This window comes from Kitasatospora sp. A2-31 (assembly GCF_022288725.1).
Classification (GTDB): Bacteria; Actinomycetota; Actinomycetes; order Streptomycetales; family Streptomycetaceae; genus Kitasatospora.
Genome location: NZ_JAKNTA010000002.1, coordinates 361,274 through 376,086, shown reverse-complemented (window position 1 = coordinate 376,086; position 14,813 = coordinate 361,274). Strand labels below are relative to the sequence as shown.

Genomic DNA, 14,813 nt, shown 5'->3' with positions numbered 1-14,813 from the left:
GTTGCGCGCGAACCTGGCCAATCCGGCATTTCGACAGGTTCCGGCCGAGGCGGACCATTCTGCGCCCCCACCAGGGCCTTGCCACAAGCCCCCCGGTCCGCTATAGGTTGATAGTGGCGGGGAGTTCAGACTCCCTGCCGCTGTCGTCTCCGGGTCGCGCTGCAGACGGAATGCCTGCGGCCCCGACGTCCGGGGCGTCGGGCACCGGCTCAGTGGAGAACCGTGCAGCCGCGGTCCGTCAGGGCCGCGAGGAGGGCGCGCGGGGGCACCACGTCGTTCCAGCGCAGGTCCAGCTTCTCCAGGGCGGGCAGCTCGGTCAGCCAGTCCGGCAGCGTGGTGATCCGGTTGCTCCGCAGGTCCAGTCGGCGCAGCCGCGGCAGTGCGGCCAGGACGGGCGGGATCTCGGTGAAGGCGTTGTCCCGCAGCTCCAGCTCGCGCAGCTCGGTCAGCCCGGCGGCGGAGGGCGGCAGTGCGGTCAACGCGTTGCCGCGCAGCCAGAGTTCACGCAGACGAAGGAGTCGGCCGAGGGTGTCGGGCAGTGCGGTGAGCCGGTTGTGCTGCGCCCGCAGTTCGACCAGTGCGGTCATGTCGCCCACGGTGTCGGGGAGTTCGGTGAGCCGGTTGTCGCCGACATTGAGGTAGCGCAGGGCGGCGAGGCGGCCGAGCTCGTCCGGGAGCCGGGTCAGCGCGTTGTCGTGCAGGTAGAGGAAGTCGGCCAGTCCGGTGAGGTCGCCCAGCTCCGCGGGGACTGCCGTGAGCGCGTTGTGGCCGAGGTCGAGGGTCCGCAACCGCTGCAACCGGCCGATGGCGGAGGGCAGTTCGGTCAGGCCGTTGTCGGCGAGGATCAGCACGGTCAGGTCGGTGCGCTCCCAGACGGTGGCGGGTACCTCGCCGAGTCGCCGCCTCCAGAGGTTCAGGGTCACATCGGCCGCGCCGGCCGCGCCGGTCCCGCCGGACACGTCGCTCGCTCGGGTCGCTTCGGTCGGATCGGTCGCTTCGGTCGCATCGGTCGGATCGGTCGCATCGGTCGCATCGGTCACGCCCGCATTCTTCCGGACGACCCGCCGCGCTCCCCGAACGCGGACCACTGGGCGCCCGGCCCGCACCACCGGCGGTGATGCGGGCCGGGCCCCGGAGGCGGCGTGCGCGTGGGCCGCGTCACATGTTGATCATGTGCCCGGCCAGGCCGTGGATGGCCTCCTTGACGGCCTCGCCCAGGGTCGGGTGGGCGTGGACGTTGCGGGCGACCTCGTGCACGGTGAGGTCCCACTGCTGCGCCAGGGTCAGCTCGGGCAGCAGCTCGGTGACCTCGGGGCCGATGAGGTGGGCGCCGAGCAACTCGCCGTACTTGTCGTCGCAGATCACCTTGACGAAGCCGGTCGGGTGACCGAGGCCGTGCGCCTTGCCGTTGGCGGTGAACGGGAACTTGGCGACCTTGACGTCGTAGCCGAGCTCGCGGGCCTGCGCCTCCGTGTAGCCGAAGCTGGCGATCTGCGGCTGGCAGTAGGTGGCACGCGGGATCATCACGAAGTCGAGCTCCATCGTCTCGGCCCCGCCGATGGTCTCGGCCGCGATCACGGCCATCGACTCGGCCGCGTGGGCGAGCATCAGCTTGGCGGTGACGTCGCCGATCGCGAAGATGTGCTCGACGTTGGTGCGGCCGCGGCCGTCCACCGCGATCGCGCCGCGCTCGGTGAGCTTGACGCCGGTGTTCTCCAGGCCGTAGCCGTGCACGCGCGGCACGAAGCCGATCGCCTGGAGCACCTTGTCGGCCTCCAGGACCTTCTGCTGGCCGTCCTTGGCGGTGACGGTGACCCGGACCGGGGCGGCCGGGTCCTTGTCGTCGATCGAGTCGACGCGGGTCGAGGTGAGCACCTCGATGCCGAGCTTGCGGTACTGCTTGGCCAGCTCGGCGGAGACCTCGGCGTCCTCCAGCGGCACCATCCGGTCCAGGAACTCGACGATGGTCACCTTGACGCCGTAGTTGTGCAGCACGTAGGCGAACTCGACGCCGATGGCGCCGGCGCCCGCGATGATGATGCTGCCGGGCAGCTCCTCGGTGAGGATCTGCTCCTCGTAGGTGACCACGCGGTCGCTCAGGCTGGTGCCGGGGAGCAGGCGGGTGGTGGCGCCCGCGGCGATGATGCAGTGGTCGAAGGTGACCATCTCGAAGCCGCCGGCGGTCAGCGCGACCTGCAGGGTGCGGTCGTCGACGAAGGTGCCCCGGCCGTCGTACTCGGTGATGCCGTTCTTCTTCATCAGGTAGTGGACGCCCTTGACCCGGCCGTCGGCGACCGAGCGGCTGCGGCGGAAGGCCTCACCGAAGTCGAAGCTCACCTGGCCCTCGACCTTGATGCCGAAGGTCTTGGCCTCCTTGGTGAAGATGTGCGCCAGTTCCGCGTTGCGCAGCAGGGCCTTGGAGGGGATGCAGCCGACGTTCAGACAGACGCCGCCCCAGTACTTGGCCTCGATGACGGCGGTGCGCAGGCCCAGCTGCGCGGCGCGGACGGCGGCCGTGTAGCCGCCGGGGCCCGCGCCGAGGACGACGACGTCGTAGTGCGTGCTGCTCATGGTGCTAGCTCCTCCGAGGGTGTCACGGTCACGTGATCTCGGTGCCATGGTGTCAGGCCCCGGCTTCGTGCACCCACCGGACCCCGGGCGAACGGCACCCGACCGGGGTCGCCGACGGCCCCCGGGGCGGGGCCGCCGGCGGTCGTACCGGGCCGGGGCGGTGCGGGAGGGGGCCGCGGGCAGGGCGGGACGGGGGCGGACCCCGGCCCTCACGCCCGTACCGCGCGTGCCGGTCCCGGGTCAGGCATCGACCTCGTGCGCGTGGCCCTCGTGCAGGCCGCCGCCGCTGCCGGCCTGGCCGTCGGTGTGCTGCGGCGGCACCGGCACGTGCAGCGAGGAGAGGTCCCAGGCGTAGGTGCCGACCGAGTCGGCGATGACGTCGATGTTGACGTCGAAGGCCTTGAGGTCGAGGTTGCCGAGGTCGTCGCAGGCCTGGTGGTAGCACTTGTCGAAGGCCACGCCCGCGGTGCCGCCGTAGCGGGCCGCCTGGGCGGCGGACTTGACGATCTCGGCCCCGGTGTCGGTGCCGCCGGCCGGGATCCCGGCGTCGATGAACGGTCCGTAGTCGGAGCGGCCGGTGAAGTCGGTGCCCTCGTGCGGGAGCCCGCGGCGGTCCAGGTAGTCGGTGATGCGCCGTTCCAGCTGGGCGGAGCCGTCCGGGCCGGGGCCGGAGCCGACGTGGTCGGAGTCGTCGCCGTCGTAGACGAACTGGGCGGAGTTGGGCGAGGCGATCATGTCGAAGTTCAGGTAGAGCCGGATCTTCTTCCGGTCGGCCTCGGAGAGGGACTTCACGTAGGCCTCGGAGCCCTTGAGGCCGAACTCCTCGGCGGACCACCAGGCGAACCGGATCTTGTTCTTCACCGGCCGCTTGGCGATGTTCCTGGCGACCTCCAGGATGCCGGCGGAGCCCGAGCCGTTGTCGTTGATGCCCGGGCCCGCCACCACGGAGTCCAGGTGGGCACCGACCACGACGGTGTCGGCGTCGTCACCGCCGCGGGTCTCGGCGATGACGTTCCAGGTGGTGCGCTTCTCCATGAAGGTGCGCAGGTCCAGGGTGACGGTGACCGGGCCGGAGGCGGCCTCGGCGGCGAGCGACTCGCCGGCCGCCTTGGTGGTGCCGGCCGTCGGGATCCGTCCGGACGCCGGGTCGCCGAGGGTGCCGTTGAGGTCGCCCTCGATGTTGTTGTAGACGATCGCGGCGAGCGCGCCGGCGTCGGCCGCCGCGGCCTGCTTGACGGCGAAGCTGCAGCCGCCGCGCTTGATCAGGGCGATCCGCCCGGCGAACGCGCCGGCCGCGTAGTCGGCCGCCTCGCACCCGGTGGTGGCGTCCACCGGGACCACCGCCAGCTGGGCCGTCAGGCCGCCCTCGGGGCCACCGGCCGAGTAGGTCATGGCCTTGATCCTGACGTCCTCGGCCCGCGGCGAGACCACGCTCAGCCGCTCCGTGAGCTCCTGGAAGAACGTGTACTCGAACTCCTGCCGCGACACCTTCAGGCCGGCCCGGCGGGCCTGCTCGTACACGTAGCGGGCCGACTGGTCGTGGCCGGGCGAGCCCGCCACCCGGTTTCCGCCGTTGCGGTCGGCGATCCGCTGGAACTCCCGCAGGGTCCGGTATGCGCCGTCGGCGGTGCTCTCCTCGACCAGTCGGGCGGCCAGCTTCGCCCCCTTGTGCGCCGGGTCGGGGTCGGCCGACGCGCTGCCGGTGCCGACCAGCAGCAGCGGGGTCACCAGGGCGGCCACCGCCAGCGAGGCGCCCGCGACCCGCCGGGCCGAGGGGGCCGGGGCGCGCCCGGTCCGCGGGGTCGAGGCGTGCGGAGCGGTCGGAGCGGTCGGGCGGGGTGTCCGAGCTTTCAAGGCGCGTCCTTTCGGCAGTCGGTGGACTCCCGATTTGACATGCTCGGCGCCGGACTGCCAACCCCGACGCGCAAGCTGACAGGATGCGGCCACCGCCGACGGCGGCGATCCTGGAGAGGTGGGGGCATCTCATCCGGGAGCGTGACCGCATGTCCATGATGGATAAGCTCAAGCAGATGCTGAAGGGCCATGAGTCGCAGGCCGAGAAGGCCGTCGACCGAGCGGGCGACGGCGTCGACGAGCGGACGCAGGGCAAGTACGCCGGACAGGTGGACACCGCCCAGGAGAAGGTCAAGGACCAGTTCCGGGAGCAGCCGCCGCAGTAACGGCCGGCCCGAGGCGCCGCCGGCGTCCGCCGGCCGCCCGCGCCAGTGAGCCCCTGCACCCCGGTCCGGTGCCCGTCGTAAGGCGGCGGCGGACCGGGGTGCCTCGTGCTGCCACGGACCGCCCGCCCCCCACCTCCGGCAGGGCCGCTCCGACGACCCTGGCGGCTCTCCCAGGCCTTCCGACTGACCGGGCCTTCCGACTGACCGCCGAGGAGTCCGCCACCCCGGTCGACGCGCTGACGCCCGCTCACCAGAGTCCCCCGGCAGGTAGACAGTGTCTACGCGGACTGGTAGACAGTGCCCATGAATGATCAGGAGACGGGCCTGCGCGCCCGGCTGGTGACCGCCGGGGTCGAACTGGTGACCCTCGAAGGCGTGCACGCGCTCACCCTGCGCGAGATCGCCCGGCGCGCCGGGGTCTCGCACGGCGCGCCGCGCCGCCACTTCGCGACCCACGTCGAACTGCTGGCGGCCATCGCGCGGCACGGCTTCGGCGAACTGGCGGCTGCGCTGACCCGCGCCGACGACGCCGTCCCGGGCCCGGGCCACGGGAGCGGGGGCAGCGGCCGCGACCCGCGCGCCAGGATCGCCGCGCTCGCCCGCGCCTACCTGGACTTCGCGGCCGACCAGCCCGGCATGTTCGACCTGATGTTCCGTCACGACGTGCTGGAGGGCAGCGGCATCGGCCTGCGGGCCACCACTCTCCCGCTGTTCGAGATCTTCGTCCGGCTGGTCGGGGAGCTCGGCACGCCCACCGGCGTCCGGCCGGCGGACGCCACCGCCGCACTCTGGGCCAACCTGCACGGGCTCGCCCAACTCCGTTCCTGGGGCAGCCTCCGGCTCGCCTCCGGAAGCGACGACATCGGCCCCCTGCTGGACGCCGCCCTCGTCGCCCACCTCGGTCCGGAGACCCGGTGACCGCGGCCGGGCGCCGCCGGCTCGTGCTGGCCGGGAGCATCACCGGCGCGGCGATCGTCGCCCTCGACGGCACCGTGCTCACCGTCGCGCAGCCCAGCATGCAGCGCGAACTGCACGCCACGTTCGCCCAGGTGCAGTGGACCAGCACCGCCTACCTCATCGCGGTGGCCGGCCTGCTGGTCCTGGCCGGACGCCTCGGCGACCGCTACGGCCACCAACGGGTGTTCGCCGCGGGCGTGCTGGGTTTCGCCGCCTCCTCCGCCGGGATCGGCCTGGCGCCCGGCGTCGGGTGGGTCATCGCACTGCGCGCCGTCCAGGGGGTGTCGGGGGCGCTGCTGCAGCCCGCCACGCTCGGCATGCTGCGCGCCGCCTACCCCGCCGACCGGCTCGCCCTGCCGATCGCGCTGCGCACCAGCGCGATCGGTCTGGCGGCCGCCGCCGGGCCGGTGGCCGGCGGCGCCCTGACCGCCCACCTGGGATGGCGGGCCGTCTTCTTCCTGACCGTCGCACCCGCCGTCGCGGTCGGGGCCGCCGCCCTGCTGGTCCGCCTGCCACAGCCGCCCACCGACCGTGCCCCCGGACTCGACCTGCCGGGCGCGGGCCTGCTCGCGGCGGCACTGGCCTGCCTGGTGCACGCCCTGGTCGGCATCCCCGACCGCGGCTGGTCCGCGGTCACCGCATTCGGGCTCCTCGCCGCCGCCCTGCTCGGCGCCGCCTTCGTCCGGCACGAGCGGCGGACGGCCCGCCCGCTGCTGCCGCCCCGCATGCTCCGCTCCGCGACGGTCGGCTCCGCGCTCGGGGTGCTCCTCACAGCCTCCGCGGCGGTCTTCGGCACCCTGTTCCTGGGGACGTACTACCTGCAGGAGGTACTCCTCCTGGACCCGCTCGGCAGTGCGCTCCGAGCGCTACCGCTCGCGGTGGCCATGGTGCTGGCCGCCCCGGCCTCGGCCGGGCTGATGCGCCGCCACGGACCGCGCCGCACGGTGGTCGCCGGGGCGCTGCTGGTCACGCTGGGCGTCCTGCTGGCCTCCCGGCTCGACCAGGGCTCGCCCACGGCGGTGGTCTGCGGCTGCTTCCTGCTGCTGGGCACCGGGTTCGGGACGGTGATGGTCACCGCCACCGCCGTCCTCGTCCGCGACGCGTCGGTGGCCGATGCGGGCGTCGCGGGGGGCCTCCAGCAGACCGCCATGAACGTCGGCCCGGTCCTGGGCGTGGCCGCCGCCACCACCCTCACGGCGGGCCGGCCGCTCACGGCGGCGATGGGCCCCGCCCTCCTGGCCCTCGCCGCCGCCGCAGCAGCCGGCGCCCTGCTCGCCCTCCGGCTCCCGGCCTCGTCCGGCCGGGCGGAGGAGCCCGCGGAGGCCGCACCGGCCACCACCGCGGTCGAGGTGTAGCGCCGGGTGGTGGGACCCGGAGCCGGTGCGGTGGACCCGGAGCCGGGGCGGTGCAGCGCCGGGGCCTCCCGCCGGGTCAGTCCGCCATCTCCAGCACCCGCTCGGCCGGTACCGCCGGCCCGCGGGCCGGCACCTCCGCGCCTGCCACCACCGGCACCACCGGGCGGCGACCGACCAGCAGTCGCATCAGGGCGAGTTGGGCCACCGCGCCCACCGTCATGCCGGCCCAGAGGCCGTCCACCCCGAGCGGGCCGGAGAGGGCGGCCCCGGCGCCGAGCTGGACGCCGAGGCCGAGCAGCACGGCCACCACCAGCGGCCGGCCCGCGCCGGAGGCCTGGTACACCCCGCCGAGCGCCACCACCAGCGCGTACGGCAGCAGGTAGAGGCCCGCCATCCGCAGGAACCCGACCGCCTCGCCGGCCACCGCCGGGTCGTCGGTGAACAGCGCCGTCACCGGCACGGCGAGCACCGCGCAGAGCACGGCGGCGCCGGCCCCGAGTGCCGCGGCCAGCCGCGCGGTGTCCCGGCCGAGGGTGCGCAGCGCCGCGGTGTCGCCCCCGCCGGCGAGCCGGGCGGACTCGATCACCGCGGCCTGCCGCACGGCGTAGAAGGCCATGGTGACGATCAGCAGGACGCGGTAGCCGACGCCGTAGCCCGCCACGGCCGGGACGCCGAAGGCGGCGACCAGGCCGAGCTGCACCGTGCCCACGCCCATCCGGGCGGTGAAGTCCAGGCCGAACGGCGCTCCGGCGGCGACGATCCCGCGCATCGTCGAGCCCGTCCCGCCGGACGGCGCGGGCGTCCGCCGGCGGCGGCGGAGCACCAGGGTGACGGCGAAGGCCACGGCGCGGGAGAGGGCCAGGGCGAGGGCCGCCCCCGTGACGCCGAGGGCGGGGAGGGGGCCCGCGCCGAGGATCAGCAGCGGGTCGAGGAGCAGCAGCAGGGCGTTGGAGAGCAGGGCCATCCGCATGGGCGTGCGGGTGTCGCCGGCGCCCTTGAACAGCTCGTCGGCGACGCGCTGGCCGAAGAAGAGCCCGAAGGCGGGGAAGGCCACCGCGAAGTAGTCCGCGGCGAGGCCGGCCGCCGCACCGCCCAGGAAGACCCCCGCGAGGTGCTCGCGGAGCAGGAAGCCCGGCACGGCGAGCAGGAGGGTGCCGGCCGCGCAGAGCCGCCAGGCCGCCCGCGCGGTGCGGCCGGCGGCCGCGGGGTCGTCGGCCCCGAGCGCGTGCGAGAGCCGGACGGTGGTGCCGGAGGAGACCACGAGGACGAGGCCGAGCAGCAGGTTCTCCACGGTTCCCGCGAGGGTGACGGCGGCGACGGCGGAGCCGCCCAGACCGGCCACCCAGAAGGTGCCGATGACGGAGGCGACCACCCCGGACAGCAGTTCCCCGTAGACCGGCCCGGCCAGTCCGATCAGCCGCGGCAGGTGTCCGCGCATGATTCCCCCCTTCAGCGGCCCGATCGGCCCGGCGCCATCAGTGCCTCGAATAGAGATACCTCTAAACGAGGCACCTCGGCAAGAGGTAGCATGATCCCCGGACAGAGCGCGCGACGACGGAAGGGCCTCGACTGTGCTGACCCTGGCGATCCTCGGCTTCCTGTACGACGAGCCCCTGCACGGCTACGAGTTGAAGTCCCGCATCACCGGCCTGACCGGCCACGTGCGCCCGGTCAGCGACGGCGCGCTCTACCCCGCCATCACCCGCCTGGAGAAGGCCGGACTGCTGGTCCGGCGCAGCGAGCCGGGCAGCGGCGGCGCAGCCCGGCAGGTCCTGGAACTCACCGCCGAGGGCCGGGCCGAGCTCGAGCGCCGGCTCTCCGATCCGGAGGAGGTGGAGATCTCCGACCAGATCCGCTTCTTCACCGTCGCGACCTTCCTGGACCGCCTCACCGACCCGGCCCGGCAGGCCGCGGTGCTGCGCCGGCGGTTGGCGTTCCTGGAGGCGCCGAGCAGCTTCTTCTACGACGCCGACGGCCGCCCCGTCACCGCCGAGCGGGAGCTGAACCCGTTCCGGCGCGGCATGCTGCTGGTCGCCCGGGCGTCCAGCGCGGCCGAGCGCGCGTGGCTGGCCGAGACGATCGCGGAGCTGGAGGACGGCGCCACCACGGCCCGCTGACCGCGGTGCGGGCCCGCTGCGCCGCAGCCCGCCCGCAGCCCGCCCGCAGCCCGCCCGCCGGATACCCGGCCGGGTGAAGCCGTTGCGGCCGGGCCTGGTGGTGCGGGCCGGGGTGTCGGGACACGGCGGGGAGGACGGACTCGCCCGGGGTCCGCAGGACGGGGCCGGGCCAGAGGACCGAACAGGTCGGGCCGGGCCGCGAAGGGGGCCGGGCCTGCGGAGCGGTCGGCCTGCGCGGGACCGTCCGCGGCGCACCCTGCCGAAACGCGAAATGCTGTGCGGAGAACCGGGTTCCGGGCCTGGCGCAACCGGGCCCCGCCGTAGCTATGATGATCCGCCTCACACCCGCGGCACCCCGCGGGGTGAGCCGTCTGCGCGTCCGGGCACTGCCCGCACCCCTGGAGGCCGCTGTGCCCGTTGCCGAGCCCGCAACCGTCCGCCCCGCACCGCTCACGCGGGACGCCATCCCCGGCTGGTTCTTCCAGGTCGACCAGGAGGCCTTCGGCCATCTCCTGGCCGCCCAGACGGCGGCCGGCCGTACCGGCGACATCCTCGAACTCGGCGCCTACCTCGGCCGCAGCGCGGTCCTGCTCGGCGACCACCTGCAGCCGGGCGAACGGCTGACCGTCTGCGACCTCTTCGACTCCGAGGCCGGGGACGCCGACAACGCCGCCGAGATGATCATGTCGTACCGGAAGACCCTCACCCGGACGGCCTTCGAGGCGAACTACCTCGCCTTCCACCCCGAGCTGCCGGAGATCGTCCAGGCTCCCACCTCCGTCCTGGCCGACGGCCGGATCCCCGCCGGGAGCTGCCGGTTCGTCCACATCGACGCCTCCCATCTGTACGAGCACGTGGCCGGGGACATCGAGGTGGCCCGGGCGGCACTGGCGGACGAGGGGCTGGTGGCCCTCGACGACTACCGCTCGGAGCACACCCCCGGTGTCTCCGCGGCGGTCTGGCAGGCGGTCTTCACCGGTGGCCTGAAGCCGGTCCTGCTGACGCCGATGAAGTTCTACGGGACGTGGGGCGACGCCGAGGCGGCCCAGCGGACCCTGCTCGCCCGGGACTGGCGGGCCGAGGGCTACGCGGTGGACGAGGACACCATCGCGGGCGCCCGCGTCGTCCGCCTGAACCGGCCCGCCGCCCCCGCGCCGTCGGCGCCGCCCCGGTCCGCGCCCCGGCGGCTCGCGCTCGACCTGCTGCCGCCGATCGCCACCCGCGCCGTCCGGCGGGCGCTGCGGACGGCACGTGCGGCGCGCGGGAGCGGCCGAGTCCCGTCGGCGTAGCGGCGAGGCCGGGCGTCTGGGCGCGGGTGTCGAAACCGGACGTCGGGTGGCCGCGCGTCGGGGGCCGCGCGTCGATGGCGCGGCGGGCGGCGCGGCGGGTCGGAGAGGCCCGAGGCGGGCGCGGCGGGTCGGAGAGGCCCGAGGCGGGCCCGGCGGGGTCGGTACGCTGAGGCGGTGCCCGTGACCCACCCGCCCGCGCCCCGGCCGACGAACCGCCCGCCGGTCGACCCGTGGTCCCGCCCGCCGGTGCGCTCCGGGGCACCCCGGTGAGCGCCTTCGTGCCGCCCGAGCCTCCGGCCTACGCCGCCGCGACGCTCCGCGAGCGGGTCGCGCGGCTGGTCACCGAGGCGCTGGCCCCGGCCCATCTGGTCATCGCGCTGCTATTGCTCGTCGGCGCGCACAGCACCGCGGACTGGTCCGGCGCGGGTTGGGGCCTGCTCGCGGCGCTGTTCTGCGGGGTGGTGCCGATCGGCCTCATCTCGTGGGGCGTGCGCCGCGGCGCTCTCACCGACCGGCACATCCGGATCCGCCGCCAGCGGGTCGTGCCGATGGGCGCGAGCCTGCTGTCGGTGGTCGCCGGTGTCGCCCTGCTGCGCGTCCTGCACGCCCCCACCGAGGTCGGAGCGCTGGTCGTCGCGATGCTGGCCGGCCTCGCGTCGGCGCTGGCCGTCACGGTGTGGTGGCAGATCTCGCTGCACAACGCGGTGGCCGGCGGCACGGCCATGGTCCTCGCGCTGGCGTTCGGGCCTGGCGTGCTGCCGCTGGCAGCAGCCGTTCCGCTGGCTGCGGGCTGGTCCCGGCTGGTGCTCAGGGCCCATACGCCAGCGCAGGTCCTCGCCGGAACGGCGCTCGGGGGCGTGTGCGCGCTGGCCTTCACCCTTCTGCGCTGAGCCCCGCGCTCGCCCGCTCGGCCGCGGACCTCCAGCGCGGCGGGGTTCCCCGGTAGGGTCTGCGGACCGGCAGGCCGACGGGGGCTGGTCGGCGGCCGGGTCCGCCGACCAGGGCGGCAGCCGACGCGGCGGCAGGCCAGGAGGAGGCGGATTGGAGCCGAAGGGACTGCCGGACTCGGAGGCACTGCCGGAGGCGCTGCTCGCCCTCGGCGTGCCCTTCGAGGACGTGAACGGCCTGCTCGCGGCGCACCGCCGCCTGGCCCGGGATCCCTGCCTCCGGGGCGAGTTCGGCGAGGAGCTGCGCGCCCAGGTCGCGGCGATCGGCACGGTCGGACGACCGTCCGGGCTCCGGGGCGGCTGGCCGGCCGGCTCGGACGGCGGCGACTACCTCTCGGCCCTGCTCCTGGTCGCGCTCGCGCCCCACACCCGGGCGTACCACCGCGCGCTCGGGATCCGGGCCGAGGTGTCCCGGGCGACCCTGGCCGACCTGGGCCGCCACCTCGCCCTCGGCCGGCGCCGGGACGGCCGCAGCGGTCTCCGCAATCCCGCCTGGCTGACCCTGCACTTCCGCGGCGAGCTCTACCAGCTCGGGCGGCTCCAGTTCCAGCGCAAGCGGCTCACCGGTCCGGACGCCGAGGCCGCCGCGGCCGCGGGATTCGGCCCGTGGACCCTCGAACTGCACGTCCCCGCCCACCGCGGCCCGCTCTCCCCCGAGGCCTGCGAGCGCTCGTTCGCCCGGGCCCGTGGCTTCTTCGCCCGCCACCACCCCACCGAGCCGTACCCGACGGCCTGCGTCTTCTCCTGGCTGCTCGACCCGCAACTCGCCGACTACCTGCCGGCGGACTCCAACATCGTCCGGTTCCAGCGGCGGTTCGCCCCGCTCGGCCCGCCCGGCGCACCCGAGGACGACAACCCGCTGCGGTACGTGTTCGGCGCTGCCGACGGACCGCTGGAGGAGCTGCCGCGGGACACGGCCCTCCAGCGCGCCATCGTCGACCACCTGCGGGAGGGCGGCCACTGGCACGTCGTCGGCGGCTGGCTGCGGCTCTGACGCGATCGGCGGGGCGGTCGGCGGACGGTCCGGGCGGTCGGCGGGCGGTCGGACGGTGAGCGGGCGTCTCCGGCAGCGCCGGCGCCCCACCGGCTGCCCGGTCCGTCATTCCTATGAACTGATGGCATATCACTCTAGCGAGCGAACTTCCTTTAAAGATTTGCCCACGGAACATTAAAGGTCGCATAGTGAGAACACCTCAGTTGGCCCCGGGAATGGCCAAGTCGAGGCAAAGTCCCGCCCTTTCGAGCAGAGGAGAAGGCGTTGCTTCACGGACGGACGGAAGCGGGCCGCGGCTACGGACAGCGGCTCCGGGAGGAGATCGCGGCCCCCGGGACGACGCCGCTGATCGGCGTCTACGACATGTACTCGGCGTCCATTGCGGCGGGGCACTACCACGGCATGTTCGTCTCCGGCTTCGGATTCGCCGCGTCCTACTACGGCCTGCCCGACATCGGATTCATCGCCTGGCCCGACATGGTCGCCTTCGTCGAGCGGCTGCGCGGCGCCTTCCCCGGCCACCACCTCCTCGTCGACATCGACGACGGCTACGTCGACGCCGAGGTGGCCTGCCACGTGGTGCGCAGGCTGGAGCGGATCGGCGCCTCCGGCGTGATCCTCGAGGACCAGAAGCGCCCGCGCCGCTGCGGCCACGCCGACGGCAAGCAGGTGCTCCCGCTCGACGAGTACCTGGAGAAGCTGGACCAGGTCCTCGCCAGCCGCACCGACCTGGTGGTCGTCGCCCGGACGGACGCCACCGAGGAGGATGACATCCTGCGCCGCGCCGAGGCGCTGGCGACCACCGACGCGGACGTCGTCCTGGTGGACGGCGTGCGCAGCGAGGAGTGGATCCGGCGCATCCGCCAGGTGGTCGGCGACAAGCCGCTGCTCTTCAACCAGATCGCCGGCGGCAAGTCGCCGCGCCTGTCGCTCTCCGAGCTGGCCTCGCTCGGCGTGGACGTCGCGATCTACAGCACGCCCTGCCTGTTCGCGGCCCACCGCGCGATGGACGAGGCGTTGGCCGGGCTGAAGGTCGCCGACGGCCGGCTGCCGGCCGCCGGCGGTGACAGCCGGCCGATCGGTGTCCGGGAGTCCACCGAGCTGTTGGAGCGGAACATCGTCCGGCCGCTCGTGCGCGAGGCGGTGCGGGCGTGAGGTCGGCGCCGGTCGGACCGGCCGGGCGGAGCGGGCGGACCGTGTCGTGGGCGGCGACGCCGGCAGCGGCGCGGGCAGACACGTGGGCGGCGGGGGCGGCGCCGGCAGCTCCTCGATCCGACCGACGCGTCCGGTCCGGATCATCCGGATCGGTGTGTTCGACCAGCCGACCGTTCTCGAAGCGTGCGTCCGCGCACACGAGTGGCACGAGCTGGGCTCCGGTGATCGCACGCCGCGGGCTGGGCGGACTCGACGGCCTTGAACACCACAGCCAGTGCAACGGACGGGCCGTCCGATCGCCGGATCACCGGGCTGGGGGCTCACACCTGTGCCATGCCGCCATCCGCGAAGAGTTCGACTCCGGTGATGAAGCTGGAGGCGTCGCTGGAGAGGAAGACCGCGGCCTTCCCCATCTCGCGCGGGTCGGCGATCCGTCCGGTCGGGTTGCCCTCACCCATGGTCTTGACGGCGGCGTCGACGTGGTCGGCTCCCTGAGCCATCGCCAGTGCGCTGCGCAGGGAGTCGGTGTCCACCGCGCCGGGACTGAGGATGTTCATCCGGATGCCCGATCCCTTGGTGTCCTGGATCCAGGCCCGGATGAAGTTGCGTACCGCGGCCTTCGAGCCGCCGTAGAGGCTCATTCCGCGCGGCGGCTGGATGGACGCCGTGGAACCGATGATGACGACGGTACCGCCGGGCGGCAGCAGCGCGAGCGCGGGCTGAACGGTGAAGAGGACGCCCTTGGCGTTGACATTGAAGGTCCGGTCGAACTGCTCCTCGGTGATGGCGCCGAGCGGGGCGTGCGCGCCGATCCCGGCGTTGGCCACGACGGCGTCGAGTCGCCCGTGACGCTCCTTCACCTGTCGGTAGGCGGCCTCCATGTCCGCGAGCCTGGTGACGTCGGCCACGATCCCCGAGCAGTTGGGTCCGATCGCCGCGACCGCCTCGTCGAGCGCCTCCTGGTGCAGGTCGGTGATGACCACGCGGGCCCCGTTGGCGACGAACTCCTGGGCGATGCCCATGCCGACCCCGGACGCGCCGCCCGTCACGACGGCGACCTTCTCTTCGAGCGCGAGACTCATCTTCTTCTCCTTTGATCCTCTGATCTTGTGAATGAGTGGATTGCCATGTGCTGCGTTCGCAGCGGGAGTCGTGCGGATGGGACAGCCCAGGGCGCGGCAGAGGTGGGGCCGGCGCCCTGCTCCGCTGCACCCGGAGCCGGCGGCCGGGGCTGCGCTACGCCGGGAA

General features: G+C 74.2%; 13 protein-coding genes. 8 read left to right on the top strand and 5 right to left on the bottom strand.

Annotated features, from left to right (window positions below; all coding sequences use genetic code 11):
- Positions 1–209: 209 nt before the first annotated feature.
- From MCM47_RS06460 to MCM47_RS06450, 3 genes are all read right to left on the bottom strand, one after another.
- The gene (locus tag MCM47_RS06460) at positions 210–917 is read right to left on the bottom strand and encodes a leucine-rich repeat domain-containing protein (protein ID WP_238860038.1); all 708 of its coding nucleotides are present in this window, start codon (positions 915–917) and stop codon (positions 210–212) included.
- A gap of 241 nt (positions 918–1,158) precedes the next feature.
- Positions 1,159–2,571, bottom strand: coding sequence for a dihydrolipoyl dehydrogenase (gene lpdA / locus MCM47_RS06455; RefSeq protein ID WP_238859378.1), 1,413 nt, complete (start codon positions 2,569–2,571; stop codon positions 1,159–1,161).
- A 240-nt stretch (positions 2,572–2,811) separates the two neighbouring features.
- Positions 2,812–4,317, bottom strand: coding sequence for a M28 family metallopeptidase (locus tag MCM47_RS06450; protein WP_374209093.1), 1,506 nt, complete (start codon positions 4,315–4,317; stop codon positions 2,812–2,814).
- Positions 4,318–4,574: 257 nt separating this feature from the next.
- Between MCM47_RS06450 and MCM47_RS06445 the strand changes: the two genes are divergently transcribed.
- From MCM47_RS06445 to MCM47_RS06435, 3 genes are all read left to right on the top strand, one after another.
- The gene (locus tag MCM47_RS06445) at positions 4,575–4,751 is read left to right on the top strand and encodes an antitoxin (protein WP_238859376.1); all 177 of its coding nucleotides are present in this window, start codon (positions 4,575–4,577) and stop codon (positions 4,749–4,751) included.
- A 303-nt stretch (positions 4,752–5,054) separates the two neighbouring features.
- Positions 5,055–5,669 (top strand): TetR/AcrR family transcriptional regulator, encoded by a 615-nt coding sequence (locus MCM47_RS06440; protein WP_238859375.1) that lies wholly within the window; start codon positions 5,055–5,057, stop codon positions 5,667–5,669.
- Entirely contained in the window at positions 5,666–7,063 is a 1,398-nt protein-coding gene (locus tag MCM47_RS06435; protein WP_238859372.1) for an MFS transporter, read from the top strand. Before MCM47_RS06440 ends, MCM47_RS06435 begins: the two co-directional genes overlap by 4 nt.
- 76 nt (positions 7,064–7,139) lie before the next feature.
- On the opposite strand, the gene MCM47_RS06430 is transcribed toward MCM47_RS06435, so the two are convergent.
- The gene (locus MCM47_RS06430) at positions 7,140–8,501 is read right to left on the bottom strand and encodes an MATE family efflux transporter (RefSeq protein WP_238859370.1); all 1,362 of its coding nucleotides are present in this window, start codon (positions 8,499–8,501) and stop codon (positions 7,140–7,142) included.
- Between the two features lie 133 nt (positions 8,502–8,634).
- Between MCM47_RS06430 and MCM47_RS06425 the strand changes: the two genes are divergently transcribed.
- The 5 genes from MCM47_RS06425 (at position 8,635) to MCM47_RS06405 (ending at position 13,565) form a co-directional block, all read left to right on the top strand.
- Positions 8,635–9,180, top strand: a complete 546-nt coding sequence (locus MCM47_RS06425) for a PadR family transcriptional regulator (protein WP_238859369.1) — start codon at positions 8,635–8,637, stop codon at positions 9,178–9,180.
- Between the two features lie 410 nt (positions 9,181–9,590).
- On the top strand, positions 9,591–10,469 hold the full coding sequence (locus tag MCM47_RS06420) for a class I SAM-dependent methyltransferase (protein ID WP_238859367.1): 879 nt from the start codon (positions 9,591–9,593) through the stop codon (positions 10,467–10,469).
- Between the two features lie 266 nt (positions 10,470–10,735).
- Positions 10,736–11,359 (top strand): hypothetical protein, encoded by a 624-nt coding sequence (locus MCM47_RS06415; RefSeq protein ID WP_238859366.1) that lies wholly within the window; start codon positions 10,736–10,738, stop codon positions 11,357–11,359.
- Between the two features lie 151 nt (positions 11,360–11,510).
- Positions 11,511–12,410, top strand: a complete 900-nt coding sequence (locus MCM47_RS06410) for an acyltransferase domain-containing protein (protein ID WP_238859365.1) — start codon at positions 11,511–11,513, stop codon at positions 12,408–12,410.
- Positions 12,411–12,674: 264 nt separating this feature from the next.
- Positions 12,675–13,565 (top strand): oxaloacetate decarboxylase, encoded by an 891-nt coding sequence (locus MCM47_RS06405; RefSeq protein WP_238859364.1) that lies wholly within the window; start codon positions 12,675–12,677, stop codon positions 13,563–13,565.
- A 320-nt stretch (positions 13,566–13,885) separates the two neighbouring features.
- On the opposite strand, the gene MCM47_RS06400 is transcribed toward MCM47_RS06405, so the two are convergent.
- Entirely contained in the window at positions 13,886–14,647 is a 762-nt protein-coding gene (locus MCM47_RS06400) for an SDR family NAD(P)-dependent oxidoreductase (RefSeq protein WP_238859363.1), read from the bottom strand.
- Between the last annotated feature and the right edge of the window lie 166 nt (positions 14,648–14,813).

Bases quoted from the DNA above. Each gene is read 5' to 3' on its own strand.
- lpdA (WP_238859378.1), bottom strand. From the start codon at position 2,571: ATGAGCAGCACGCACTACGACGTCGTCGTCCTCGGCGCGGGCCCCGGC.
- MCM47_RS06430 (WP_238859370.1), bottom strand. From the start codon at position 8,501: ATGCGCGGACACCTGCCGCGGCTGATCGGACTGGCCGGGCCGGTCTAC.
- MCM47_RS06400 (WP_238859363.1), bottom strand. From the start codon at position 14,647: ATGAGTCTCGCGCTCGAAGAGAAGGTCGCCGTCGTGACGGGCGGCGCG.
- MCM47_RS06445 (WP_238859376.1), top strand. From the start codon at position 4,575: ATGTCCATGATGGATAAGCTCAAGCAGATGCTGAAGGGCCATGAGTCG.
- MCM47_RS06440 (WP_238859375.1), top strand. From the start codon at position 5,055: ATGAATGATCAGGAGACGGGCCTGCGCGCCCGGCTGGTGACCGCCGGG.